Annotated in this window: 10 protein-coding genes and 3 pseudogenes; 12 read left to right on the top strand and 1 reads right to left on the bottom strand. The window is 32.4% G+C overall.

Annotated elements, in window-relative coordinates; translation table 11 throughout:
• Positions 1-186: 186 nt before the first annotated feature.
• The 9 genes and pseudogenes from SBL16_RS08190 (at position 187) to SBL16_RS08150 (ending at position 8,692) form a co-directional block, all read left to right on the top strand.
• On the top strand, positions 187-942 hold the full coding sequence (locus tag SBL16_RS08190; RefSeq protein ID WP_037536036.1) for a DeoR/GlpR family DNA-binding transcription regulator: 756 nt from the start codon (positions 187-189) through the stop codon (positions 940-942).
• A 249-nt stretch (positions 943-1,191) separates the two neighbouring features.
• Positions 1,192-1,620, top strand: coding sequence for a galactose-6-phosphate isomerase subunit LacA (lacA, locus tag SBL16_RS08185; RefSeq protein WP_107611811.1), 429 nt, complete (start codon positions 1,192-1,194; stop codon positions 1,618-1,620).
• 16 nt (positions 1,621-1,636) lie between these two features.
• Entirely contained in the window at positions 1,637-2,152 is a 516-nt protein-coding gene (gene lacB / locus SBL16_RS08180) for a galactose-6-phosphate isomerase subunit LacB (RefSeq protein WP_037536041.1), read from the top strand.
• Between the two features lie 12 nt (positions 2,153-2,164).
• Positions 2,165-3,097 (top strand): annotated as a pseudogene (locus tag SBL16_RS08175) (tagatose-6-phosphate kinase).
• A 3-nt stretch (positions 3,098-3,100) separates the two neighbouring features.
• On the top strand, positions 3,101-4,078 hold the full coding sequence (lacD, locus tag SBL16_RS08170) for a tagatose-bisphosphate aldolase (RefSeq protein ID WP_107611810.1): 978 nt from the start codon (positions 3,101-3,103) through the stop codon (positions 4,076-4,078).
• Positions 4,079-4,097: 19 nt separating this feature from the next.
• The gene (locus SBL16_RS08165) at positions 4,098-4,412 is read left to right on the top strand and encodes a PTS lactose/cellobiose transporter subunit IIA (RefSeq protein ID WP_037536047.1); all 315 of its coding nucleotides are present in this window, start codon (positions 4,098-4,100) and stop codon (positions 4,410-4,412) included.
• Between the two features lie 5 nt (positions 4,413-4,417).
• Positions 4,418-6,170, top strand: a pseudogene (locus SBL16_RS08160) (lactose-specific PTS transporter subunit EIIC).
• 15 nt (positions 6,171-6,185) lie between these two features.
• A pseudogene (gene lacG, locus SBL16_RS08155) lies at positions 6,186-7,598 on the top strand (6-phospho-beta-galactosidase).
• 242 nt (positions 7,599-7,840) lie between these two features.
• Complete coding sequence (locus SBL16_RS08150; RefSeq protein WP_107642762.1) at positions 7,841-8,692, top strand: alpha/beta hydrolase; 852 nt, start codon at positions 7,841-7,843, stop codon at positions 8,690-8,692.
• A 39-nt stretch (positions 8,693-8,731) separates the two neighbouring features.
• Here SBL16_RS08150 and SBL16_RS08145 read toward each other — a convergent pair whose 3' ends face one another.
• Positions 8,732-9,733, bottom strand: a complete 1,002-nt coding sequence (locus SBL16_RS08145; RefSeq protein WP_107612319.1) for an LLM class flavin-dependent oxidoreductase — start codon at positions 9,731-9,733, stop codon at positions 8,732-8,734.
• A 143-nt stretch (positions 9,734-9,876) separates the two neighbouring features.
• On the opposite strand from SBL16_RS08145, the gene SBL16_RS08140 reads away from it, so the two are divergent.
• From SBL16_RS08140 to amaP, 3 genes are all read left to right on the top strand, one after another.
• Positions 9,877-10,887 (top strand): zinc-binding alcohol dehydrogenase family protein, encoded by a 1,011-nt coding sequence (locus tag SBL16_RS08140; RefSeq protein ID WP_107612320.1) that lies wholly within the window; start codon positions 9,877-9,879, stop codon positions 10,885-10,887.
• Between the two features lie 119 nt (positions 10,888-11,006).
• A complete protein-coding gene (locus SBL16_RS08135; protein WP_107612321.1) occupies positions 11,007-12,557 on the top strand; it encodes a BCCT family transporter in 1,551 nt (516 codons plus the stop codon).
• Between the two features lie 176 nt (positions 12,558-12,733).
• Positions 12,734-13,270, top strand: coding sequence for an alkaline shock response membrane anchor protein AmaP (gene amaP / locus SBL16_RS08130; protein WP_037536063.1), 537 nt, complete (start codon positions 12,734-12,736; stop codon positions 13,268-13,270).
• Positions 13,271-13,279: the final 9 nt, after the last annotated feature.

Here is a 13,279-nt window from a genome sequence, read left to right as displayed (position 1 = left end):
ATTAAATACACTTTCTAGAAATAATGTCTTAATTTATAAATGCAGAAAGTTAGATTATTGACGAAAAGTATTAGAGTTAACTAGATTAATAGTATAAAATTAATATGCGCAAATAAACTTTATAAATTCAAGTATTCATTTATTATAATAATACTTGAAAATGTGATGTGGGAAGTGAAGAATTGAATGAATAAATACGATCGTTTAGATGAAATTACTAAACTCGTAAATCAAAAGGGTACCGTTAGAACAAATGAAATTGTAGAAGAATTAAATGTATCAGATATGACGGTACGACGTGATTTAGCAGAACTCGAAGAAAAAGGTTTGCTCACTAAAATTCATGGTGGCGCAAGAAGTAATTCCATCTTTCAATTTAAAGAGAAATCACATCAAGAGAAACACACACACAATATAGAAGAAAAACGTAGTGTTGCACGTAAAGCAATTCAAATAATTGAAGAAAATGATACGATTTTTCTGGGACCAGGTACTACTATTGAGTGCTTAGCAGAAATAATGGAGTTGAAATCATTAACAGTTATTACCAATTGTTTTCCTGTATTTAAAATATTATTCGAAAAAAGATCGATTAATTTCAAAGTCTATTTACTAGGTGGCGAAATGAGAGATTTAACTGAATCCTTTGTAGGAGAAATGGCTAATACACTACTGAAAACAATGCGATTTAGTAAAATGTTTTTTAGTTGTAATGGCATAAAAGATATCGATGTACTCACTTCGACTATAGATGAAGCATATACTCAACAATTGGCTTTGGAGCGTTCAGTTGAAAAGTACTTACTAGTAGACTCATCAAAATTAGGAAAAGAAGACTTCACTCAATTATGCAAGTTAGATGATTTAACTGCCGTCATCATTGATAAGGGTGATATTGATAACATAGAGAAATTAAAATTACATACTGAAGTGATTGATTAAATCACACTATAAGCCTGATATTGTTTGAAATTGAACAATATTAGGCTTTTTTGTCTTTCTAAAAGATTAAACAAACATAAATAAAACTTATTTGTTTAAAACAACTAATTATCAAACAATATTCAAACATTTAATGTTGATTAATTGTTTATTTATGTTTATAATTTAAACATAAAGAGTTGAAAGCGCTTTTTCACAATATAAAAATAGACACATATATGTGAATCAATTTATTAAAGGAGAATGATTATGACAGTTATTATTGGTTCAGATGTAGACGGTAAACGACTCAAAGAAGTAGTAAAAGCATTTTTAAAAGAAAATAATCATGAAGTAGTAGATGTGACAGAAGGCAAGGATGTAGACTTTGTTGATTCAACATTAGCCGTTGCTCAAGAAGTACAAAAGAATGATGAAAATTTAGGCATAGCAATTGATGCATTTGGCGCAGGAAGTTTCATGGTAGCTACGAAAGTTAAAGGGATGATTGCAGCAGTAGTTTCAGACGAAAGATCTGCTTACATGACACGTGGTCACAATAATGCACGTATGATTACGATGGGTTCAGAAATAGTTGGAGATACACTTGCTAAGCATGTCGCTAAAGAATTTGTAAATAGACACTATGACGGTGGTCGTCATCAAATCCGTGTAGATATGTTAAATAAAATGTGCTAAATAGGAGGACTTTAATATGAAAATAGCTATTGGTTGCGATCATATTGTAACAGACACAAAAATGGCAGTTTCAAAACATTTAAAAGAACAAGGACACGAAGTAATTGATGTAGGAACTTACGATTTCACAAGAACACACTATCCAATTTTCGGTAAGAAAGTTGGTGAAGCTGTAACAAGTGGAGAAGCGGATTTAGGCGTATGTATTTGTGGAACAGGAGTTGGAATAAGTAACTCTGCTAATAAGGTGCCTGGCGTACGTACTGCTTTAGTTCGTGATATGACTACAGCACTATATTCTAAAGAAGAATTAAACGCAAATGTCGTAAGTTTTGGTGGAAAAATTGTAGGTGAACTTTTCATCTTCGATATTGTAGATGCTTTCATAAAAGCTGAATATAAGCCGACAGAAGAAAATAAAAAATTAATAGCTAAAATTGAACATTTAGAAGCACATAACGAAAAACAAGCTGATCCTCATTTCTTCGATGAATTTTTAGAAAAATGGGACAAAGGTGAATATCACGATTAAGGGTGACAATCTATGATTCTAACATTAACACTAAATCCTTCGATTGATATTTCATATTCTTTAGATCAATTTAATCTTGATACAGTGAATCGCGTTAATAAACCGATTAAAACTGCAGGAGGCAAAGGATTAAATGTAACTCGAGTTTTATCAGAATATGGAGAAGATGTTGAAGCGAGTGGTTTCTTAGGAGGTAAGTTGGGAGAGTTCATTGAGCAACAATTGAACAACGCTCAAATTAACCATAATTTTTTTAAGATTAAAGAAGAAACTCGAAATTGTATTGCCATTCTACATGAGGGTCAACAGACAGAGATTCTTGAGCAAGGTCCTTCAATTACCAAAGAAGAAGCTACGGAATTTAAAACACATCTTTCACATTTATTAAGAAGAGTTGAAGTTATTGCTATTTCTGGTAGTTTACCAAAGGGCTTAAAGTCGGATTACTATGCTGATTTAATTCAATTAGCTGATCAACATCAAATATCGACTGTGCTCGATAGTTCGGGTCAATCTTTACTAGATGTCCTACTTAGTGACTATAAACCAACGGTAATCAAACCAAATATCGATGAGTTAGCACAATTATTACAAACTAAAGTAACCACTGAAGTAGAGTGTCTTAAAGATGCAGTGAATCAACCCATATTTGATGGTATATAGTGGATTATCGTTTCACTAGGCAGCCAAGGCGCGTTCGCTAAACATCATAATAAGTTTTATAAAGTAAATATTCCTCACATAAAAGTAGTAAATCCTGTAGGATCAGGTGATTCTACTGTAGCAGGCATAGCCTCAGGATTAATTCATGATGATGAGGATGATGTGTTATTAAAAAAAGCCAATGCATTTGGAATGTTGAATGCAATGGAAAGCCAAACAGGACATATTAATGTAAATAAATTTGACGAAATATTCCAACAAATTGAAGTTATAGAGGTGTAACTAATGACAAAATCACAACAAAAATTAGCATCAATAGAACAATTAAGTACTAAAGAGGGGGTTATCTCAGCTTTAGCATTTGACCAACGTGGTGCTTTGAAAAGAATGATGGCAGAACATCAAACAGAAGAACCAACTGTTGAACAAATTGAACAATTAAAAGTTCTAGTTTCAGAAGAATTAACTAAATATGCGTCATCAATTTTATTAGACCCTGAATATGGACTTCCAGCATCTGATGCTCGTAATAAAGACTGTGGTTTATTATTAGCCTACGAAAAAACAGGTTATGACGTAAACGCTAAAGGTCGCTTACCTGACTGTTTAGTTGAATGGTCAGCAAAGCGCTTAAAAGAGCAAGGAGCTAATGCTGTTAAATTTTTACTTTACTACGATGTTGATGATGCTGAAGAAATTAATATTCAAAAGAAAGCATATATTGAAAGAATTGGATCAGAGTGTGTAGCAGAAGATATACCATTCTTCTTAGAAGTACTAACATACGATGATAATATTCCAGATAATAAGAGTGCTGCGTTTGCAAAAGTAAAACCACGTAAAGTAAATGAGGCAATGAAATTATTCTCTGAAGAACGATTTAATGTGGATGTTCTAAAAGTTGAAGTACCTGTAAATATGAATTATGTAGAAGGATTTGCTGAAGGTGAAGTCGTTTATACAAAAGAAGAAGCGGCTCAATATTTCCGTGATCAAGAGGCTTCAACACAATTACCTTATATCTATTTAAGTGCTGGTGTATCTGCAGAATTATTCCAAGAAACATTAAAATTTGCACACGAAGCTGGTGCTAAATTTAACGGCGTACTTTGTAGTCGTGCAACGTGGTCAGGTGCAGTGAAAGTATATATCGAACAAGGTGAAGAGGCTGCACGTGAATGGTTACGTACAACTGGTTTCAAAAATATTGATGATTTAAATAAAGTACTAGAAACAACTGCAACATCATGGAAATCAAAATAATTTAAAGGAGGCGTTAATGATGAATAGAGAAGAAGTGCAATTACTTGGGTTTGAAATTGTAGCATATGCTGGCGACGCTCGTTCTAAGTTGTTAGAAGCACTAACAGCAGCTAAAAATGGGGAGTTAGATAAAGCTGAACAATTAACTGAAGAAGCCAATGAATGTATTGCAAATGCTCATAAAGCTCAAACAAGTTTATTAGCAAAAGAAGCACAAGGAGAAGATATTGCCTATAGTGTCACAATGATGCATGGTCAAGATCATTTGATGACGACATTATTATTAAAAGATTTGATGAAACATCTATTAGAATTATATAGAAGAGAGAGTTGAGTACTATGAACAAATTAATTGCCTGGATTGAGAAAGGAAAGCCATTCTTTGAAAAAATATCACGTAATATTTATTTAAGAGCAATTCGTGATGGATTTATAGCAGCAATCCCAATTATCTTATTCTCTAGTATCTTTATTTTAATTACGTATGTTCCTAACGTATTTGGTTTCACATGGAGTAAAACAATGGAAGGTATCCTAATGAAACCATATAACTATACGATGGGTATTGTTGGTTTTATTGTAGCAGGTACTACTGCCAAATCGTTAACTGATTCATTTAACCGGAAGCTTGATAAAACAAATCAAATTAACTTTATATCTACGATGATGGCAGCAATGTGTGGGTTCTTATTCCTAGCAGCTGATCCTGCTAAAGATGGTGGATTTTTAAGTGCATTTATGGGAACTAAAGGTTTATTAACAGCCTTCCTTTCAGCTTTTATCACTGTAATTGTATATAACTTCTTTATCAAACGTAATATTACAATCAAAATGCCTAAAGAAGTTCCACCTAATATTTCGCAAGTATTTAAGGATATCTTCCCGTTATCAGCAGTAATTATTATTTTATATGCATTAGATTTAATTGTTAGAGCTACTGCTCATACGAATGTAGCAAACGGCATATTAAAATTATTCGAACCATTATTTACAGCAGCAGATGGATGGGTCGGTGTAACAATTATCTTTGGTGCCTTTGCATTCTTCTGGTTCGTGGGTATCCATGGTCCATCAATTGTAGAACCAGCAATTGCAGCAATTACTTATGCTAACTTAGAAGCAAACTTACATTTAATTCAAGCTGGAGAACATGCTAATAACGTTATTACACCAGGTACTCAAATGTTCGTAGTTACGATGGGGGGGTACTGGTGCAACTTTAGTCGTGCCATTTATGTTCATGTGGTTAACGAAATCGAAACGTAATAAAGCGATTGGTAGAGCATCTGTAGTACCTACCTTCTTTGGTGTAAATGAACCGATTTTATTCGGTGCACCATTGGTATTAAACCCAGTATTCTTTATTCCATTTATCTTTGCACCAATTGCAAACGTATGGATATTTAAATTCTTCGTCGATGTATTAGGAATGAATAGTTTTAGTATCTTCTTACCATGGACTACGCCAGGTCCTTTAGGTATCGTGATGGGTACTGGTTTTGCATTCTGGTCATTCGTATTAGCAATCGTCTTAATCGTGGTAGATGTTATCATTTACTACCCATTTGTAAAAGTTTATGATGAACAAATTTTAGAAGAAGAATTAGGAAACAAAGAAGCTAATAATGAATTACAAGACAAAGTGGCAGCAAACTTTGATACTAAAAAAGCAGATGCCATCCTAGCATCAGCTGGAGCAACTGAAGCTAGTCATGCACAGTCTAACCAAAGTAATGATTCAGAAGAAAATAAAGCGAAACAAAGTAATATAACAGAACAAACAAATGTACTTGTATTATGTGCTGGTGGAGGAACTAGTGGATTATTAGCTAACGCATTAAATAAAGCAGCTGAAGACTATAATGTTCCAGTTAAGGCAGCAGCAGGTGGTTATGGTGCTCACATGGATATAATGAAAGATTATCATTTAATTATATTAGCACCACAAGTGGCTTCAAATTATGAAGACATTAAACAAGATACAGATCGACTAGGTATTAAATTAGCTAAAACACAAGGTGTTGAATACATTAATTTAACTCGAGATGGCAAAGCAGCATTAGACTTCGTTCAACAACAATTTGAAAAATAATTAGGAGATGAAAGTATAATGAAAAAATTACCAGAAGATTTTATATTCGGTGGTGCGACAGCAGCCTATCAAGCAGAAGGTGCGACCCAAACAGATGGAAAAGGTCGTGTAGCTTGGGACACTTATCTTGAAGAAAACTATTGGTATACAGCTGAACCAGCAAGTGATTTTTATAATAAATATCCTATAGATTTAGAATTAAGTGAAAAATTTGGTGTGAATGGCATTCGTATTTCGATTGTATGGTCACGCATATTCCCTAAAGGATATGGTGAGGTTAATCCTAAAGGTGTTGAATACTATCATAATTTATTTAAAGAATGTCATAGAAGACATGTAGAACCATTTGTAACATTACATCACTTTGATACACCAGAGACACTACATAGTGATGGCGATTTCTTAAATCGTAAGACAATTGAGTACTTTGTTGAGTATGCAAAATTCTGTTTCGAAGAATTTGAAGAAGTAAATTATTGGACTACATTTAATGAGATTGGGCCTATCGGTGATGGCCAATATTTAGTAGGTAAATTCCCTCCTGGAATTAAATACGACTTTGCTAAAGTGTTTCAATCACATCACAACATGATGGTTGCACATGCGAAAGCAGTTAAATTGTTTAAAGATAATGGCTATAGTGGTGAAGTAGGTGTCGTTCATGCGTTACCAACTAAATATCCTTATGATCCAACTAATCCTGAAGATGTTAGAGCGGCTGAATTAGAAGATATTATTCATAATAAATTCATTTTAGATGCAACTTATCTTGGTAAATATTCTCGTGAAACTATGGAAGGCGTCCAACACATTTAATCTGTAAATGGTGGTAAATTAGATATACCAGAAGAGGATTATAAAGTACTAGAAGCGGCTAAAGATTTAAATGACTTCCTTGGTATCAATTACTACATGAGTGATTGGATGAGAGGTTATGATGGCGAATCTGAAATTACACATAATGCTACTGGTGATAAAGGTGGTTCTAAATATCAACTTAAAGGTGTAGGTCAACGTGAATTTGATGTTGATGTACCACGTACTGATTGGGACTGGATGATTTATCCTAAAGGCTTATATGATCAAATCATGCGAGTAGTTAAAGATTATCCTAATTACCATAAAATTTATATTACTGAGAACGGACTTGGTTATAAAGACCAATTTGATGAGGAACGTAAAACTGTAGATGATGATGCACGTATAGATTATGTGAAAAAACATTTAGAAGTCATTTCTGATGCTATTCGTGATGGTGCGAATGTGAAAGGGTACTTCAATTGGTCACTGATGGATGTATTTTCTTGGTCAAATGGTTATGAAAAACGATACGGTCTATTTTATGTCGATTTTGAAACGCAAGAACGTTATCCTAAGAAGAGCGCATATTGGTACAAAGAACTAGCGGAAAGTAAGGAAATAAAATAATTGCATTTAATATAACTTTGTAACAAAAAGCAATGATAGATACAATTGTAAGGTAGGATTGGGAAATGCTAAATTTAGCTTTTCTCAGTCCTATTTATTTTTTCTTGGCTTGATCACATGAAAAAAATTAAAAAATATATATTCAACTTATTACCACATATGCTTAAACGTTCTATTTAACTTAATTTTCATTTTTGTAACTACATCATTTATACTTAAAGAAAACAAATTGGAGTATTATTATGAGAACTTTTAAAAAGATAATATTTAGTTTAATTATTAGCCTAATGATTTTTACATTAGTAGGATGTCAATCAAAGAGTAACAATTCATCTCATTATCAAAGTAATGATAAAAAGCAAGTTGCAACTTTATTTATGCATGGATATGGTGGAACCAATAATTCTGAAAAATATATGGTCAATCAAGCTGTAAAAAAAGGTGTCACCAAGGATGTAGTTACAGCATATGTTTTATCAAGCGGAGAAGTACAGTTTAGTGGCAAAATTTCAAAGAAGTCTAAAAATCCAATTATAAAAATATTATTTGAGGATAATAAAAATGGTGACATAATGCAAAATGCTCAAAACATAAAAAATGTACTTACAAAAATGAAATCAAAATACAATATAGATAATTATAATTTTGTAGCGCATTCAATGGGAAACTTATCTTTTGCTTATTTTATGAAATATTATGGAAATGATAAACAATTACCTCAACTTCAAAAAGAAGTAAATATAGCTGGTACATATAACGGTGTCTTAAATTTAAATGAAAAAGTAAATGAAATTACTGTCGATAAAGATGGTAAGCCTAGTAAAATGAATGCTGATTATGAAAAATTATTAGGTCTAAAAGATGTCTATATAAATAAAAACATAGAAGTGTTAAATATTTATGGGGATTTGAAAGACGGAACACACTCTGATGGAAGGGTTTCTAATAGTTCGTCTCGCTCTTTAAAATACTTGTTGGGCAATAGTCCTAAAACATATAAAGAATCTGAATATAAAGGGGAGAAAGCGCAACATAGTGCGCTACATCATAATAAAGAAGTGTCATATGAAATCATAAATTTTTTATGGCAATAGTAAGTTATAACATAACTTGAACATTGAAATAATCAAAGTTTAAAGTGAATTATTGGCGACTAATTGAATCAATTCCAATCTTGCTTGTTCCCCATATACATGAGGCATTATCATGATTTCATCCACTTGATACGTATTTAATAAATAAGTTAATTTTAGATGAATATCTTTAGGCAATCCACTTATGACACGGCTTTTATTTTGCTCAATTTTATTACGTTCACGAGTGCTATACTTACGTTTTTGAGCAGTATTAATAGAAGGATATGATTTAGGTTGGTTAAGATAATTAATGCGTAAAAGCCATAAATGTAATGCATCTAATAAATCATCAACTTTATTAAGCGTGTTTGCAGTAACTACAAATGTCGACATAATTACATATGGCTCATTAGATTTTGAAATATCATTCAATTGTTTGTATCGTTGTCGATAATATTCTATTAGGCTATTAATCTTGGTTTGAGATTGTCCCATAAATGCAATGACGAATGGTAGCCCTTTTTGAGCAGCTAATTCCGCGCTTCTCTCACTCAGACCTAGAATAAACATTTGTGGAGAAGTATCAATTTCAGGTGTTGCTATAATAGACATGAATCGATGTGGGGCTTCATATTTGTTGCTAAAGTAGTGTAGTAAGTCCTCTATTTGATTGTCTAAATTTGGTTTTGTTGATTTAAACTCATTAAGTGCTTCATTTACTTGCTTGAAACTCGGAGAACGACCTAAACCCATATCTACTCTATTAGGATGGCGAGCTTCCATTATTCTAAATTGTTCTGCCACTTTGTAGGCACTGTAGTGCGGTAACATGACACCTCCGCTTCCTATTTTAATAGTTTGTGTTTGCTCTAATAACATCATCATTACGATCTCAGGTGCACTTGACGCAACAGAGATTACATTATGATGTTCAGCAACCCAATATCTTGTATAACCTAATTGTTCAGCAGTTTGGGCTAATGTAATGCTATGATTAAATGCATCATGGGCGTTTCTACCTTCAAAAATTGGAACATAATCTAAAATACTTAATTTCAATTTTTATATGCTCCTTTCAATGATTTTATAGGATAAATTAGATTTAGTTGTATTTTAAATTGAAGGCTTCTATATTGCTATATATTTGTTTGAAATATTATACTTAGTGTAATATTAGCTTTGAAAAAGGTGGCGGATGAATAGTGAAAGCAATTGGATTTGAACAATCGTTTAAATTATCAGATGGAAATTTATTTAAAACTTATAATTTAGATATACCAGAACCAAAAGCACATGAATTATTAGTTAAAATTCAGTCTATTAGTGTCAATCCCGTTGATACAAAACAGCGATTAATGGATGTATCAAAAGCACCTCGAATACTAGGATTTGATGCGATTGGTGTGGTTGAATCTGTTGGAAGTGAAGTTACTATGTTTAATCAGGGTGACGTTGTATATTACTCTGGTTCACCTGATCAAAACGGTTCAAATGCAGAATACCAATTGATTGATGAGAGATTAGTAGCTAAGGCACCTAAAAATATTAGCGCTGAGCAGGCAGTAAGCTTACCATTAACCGGTATAACAGCATATGAAACATTGTTTGATGTGTTTGGTATTTCACGCAACCGTAATGAAAATGAAGGTAAAACGTTGTTAATTATAAATGGTGCAGGTGGCGTAGGAAGTATTGCTACTCAAATTGCTAAGGCCTATGGTTTAAGGGTTATTACTACAGCATCGCGTAATGAAACGATTGAGTGGACTAAAAAAATGGGTGCTGATATTGTACTCAATCACAAAGAGAGTTTACTAAATCAATTTAAGACACAAGGTATTGAACTGGTTGATTACGTATTCTGTACATTTAATACGGATATGTACTATGACGACATGATTCAATTAGTGAAACCTAGAGGGCATATTGCTACTATTGTAGCTTTTGAAAATGACCAAGATTTAAATGCTTTGAAACCAAAAAGCTTAAGTTTCTCACATGAATTTATGTTTGCTAGACCATTAAATCAAACTGATGATATGATAAAACATCATGAATATTTAGAAGACATAACAAATAAGGTTGAACAAAATATTTATCAACCTACAACAACTAAAGTTATAGAAGGATTAACCTCTGAAAACATCTATCAAGCACACCAAATATTAGAATCCAATACAATGATTGGCAAATTGGTCATTAATTTAAATTAACAAACTATTATATTTCTTTATAAATGGCGTTTATTCCTATAAAAAAAGGCAATAAGATAAACGTCATTTTATTTTGACTTAAATGTTTAATTAACCATTTTATTGAAAGGAGTATTATGATGCGAAAGAAATCAATTAGTTTTGTGTTTTGGACAGCATTAGCTATTTGTACACTATTCGTTTTATACGGCGCGTTTATGCCTAAACAATTGGAAACAGGAACACAAAACATTACTTCATTTATAGCAAAGAATTTCTCTTGGTATTATTTGTTACTGGTTTTACTCATATTCTTTGTTTGTGTATATTTATTGTTTTCAAGATATGCATCGATAACACTTGGTGAAGAAGGGGAAGATCCTGAATTCTCACTACCATCTTGGTTTGCCATGTTATTTAGTGCTGGTATGGGTATTGGACTAGTATTTTGGACTACTGCAGAACCAATAAGCCACGCATTTACGTTAACCCCTATACATAAAGCAGGTACTCAATCTGCAATCAATGATGCATTTCAATTTTCGTTCTTTCATTGGGGATTACATGCATGGGCAGTATATGGAATTGTAGCATTAGTCTTTGCATATTTTAGTTTCCATAAAGGCTACCCTGGATTAGTAAGTGCAACCTTAGTTCCTATATTTGGTGAAAAATCAATGAAAGGCCCTATAGGTGGTGCAATTGATGTATTAGCTGTTATCGCCACTGTTACAGGCGTCGCAGCAACTCTCGGATTTGGTGCACTTCAAATAAATGAAGGCCTAAATTTCCTATTTAATGTACCAAGCAATTTCGGTACACAGGTAATATTAATTATTATTGCGACTATATTGTTTACATGGTCTGCTTGGTCAGGTATTGATAAAGGGATTAAAACGCTTAGTAACGTCAATATGTTGTTAGCCTTTATTGTACTAATTGGCTTATTTATTGTTGGCCCAACACTTTATATTCTAAATACATTTACAAATGGTTTAGGTAATTATATCTTTAATTTCTTTAGTATGAGTTTACGCATTCCAATGAATGGAGGAGAAAAATTCCAATGGCTCCAAAACTGGACAATATTCTATTGGGCTTGGTGGGTATCATGGGCACCATTCGTGGGTATCTTTATTGCTAGGGTATCTAGAGGTCGTACAATTAAAGAATTTATACTTGGTGTTCTATTTGTACCTACACTTGTATGTTTCTTCTTCTTTGCTGTATTTGGAGCATCTGCCGTTTATTTACAAGATAAAGGCATTGCTAACATTGCAAAAGAAGCTACTGAAACTGCAACATTTGCTACGTTGGAACATTATCCACTAGGATTTATTCTTAGCATAATCACTCTCATAGTTATTATGATCTTCTTCGTGACTTCAGCCGATTCAGCAACATACGTATTGGGTATGCTTAGTTCAAAAGGTGACATCAATCCTGCATCATTTGTTAAAGTCAGTTGGGGTATTATTCTAGCATTATTTGCAATGATTATGATTTATACAGGTGGTACACAAGCGATTCAAAACTTATTAATCATTGCCGCTTTACCATTTTCAATAGTTATTATTTTAATGATTTGGTCATTGTTTAAATCATTAAGTATCGATCATCCAAGAACTTCTAATAAGTTTCCAAACATACTACAGTATAAAAGTTCAAAGCAAAACGAATTGAAAAAATAATAATAAAATATATGTTTTTATTGTGCTAAATTTGGGAATATTCTATCTAGAAAGTAAAACTTTAATAAATATTTATATAATTAAATTAATAGTTTTTCATTAATGTTTTGAAAAATATTTAAAGGGTATTATTTTCTATATAATAATTCAACAATAATTTAGGAGGTGCATACGAGGTGAAAAGGCTAAAAAACTTTATCCTCGGCCTATTAATAGTTGCTATTGTTGGATTCCTATTGTTTATGTACATAAAAGATAGTCGTATATCTAAGTATCAAGACTTCTTCTTACAATTCAATTGGTTCCAACCACTATTAATTGGTTTAGCTGCTCTACTTATATTGATAGGTTTAATATTAGTATTCAGCATCTTTAAACCAACATATAGAAAACCAGGATTATACAAAGATTATGATGATGGTCATATTTATGTATCTCGTAAAGCAGTTGAAAAATCAGCTTACGATACACTTACTAAATACGATCAAGTAAGACAACCTAATGTTGTAGCGAAGCTTTATAATAAGAAAAGCAAATCTTACATTGATATCAAGGCTGACTTCTTAGTACCAAATGATGTACAAGTTAAGTCACTAACTGAAAGTATTCGTTCAGACATTAAGCATAATGTAGAACATTTTACTGAATTACCAGTGAGAAAACTTGAAGTAAATGTCAGAGATCAAAAAACTGCTGGACAACGCGTTCTGTAAGGGAGGGAT

It is taken from the genome of Staphylococcus sp. NWU MK-U1, assembly GCF_033283505.1.
Classification (GTDB): domain Bacteria; phylum Bacillota; class Bacilli; order Staphylococcales; family Staphylococcaceae; genus Staphylococcus; species Staphylococcus haemolyticus.
This window is presented reverse-complemented; position numbering and strand designations above follow the sequence as displayed.

Bases quoted from the DNA above. Each gene is read 5' to 3' on its own strand.
- SBL16_RS08190 (WP_037536036.1), top strand. From the start codon at position 187: ATGAATAAATACGATCGTTTAGATGAAATTACTAAACTCGTAAATCAA.
- lacA (WP_107611811.1), top strand. From the start codon at position 1,192: ATGACAGTTATTATTGGTTCAGATGTAGACGGTAAACGACTCAAAGAA.
- lacB (WP_037536041.1), top strand. From the start codon at position 1,637: ATGAAAATAGCTATTGGTTGCGATCATATTGTAACAGACACAAAAATG.
- lacD (WP_107611810.1), top strand. From the start codon at position 3,101: ATGACAAAATCACAACAAAAATTAGCATCAATAGAACAATTAAGTACT.
- SBL16_RS08165 (WP_037536047.1), top strand. From the start codon at position 4,098: ATGAATAGAGAAGAAGTGCAATTACTTGGGTTTGAAATTGTAGCATAT.
- SBL16_RS08150 (WP_107642762.1), top strand. From the start codon at position 7,841: ATGAGAACTTTTAAAAAGATAATATTTAGTTTAATTATTAGCCTAATG.
- SBL16_RS08135 (WP_107612321.1), top strand. From the start codon at position 11,007: ATGCGAAAGAAATCAATTAGTTTTGTGTTTTGGACAGCATTAGCTATT.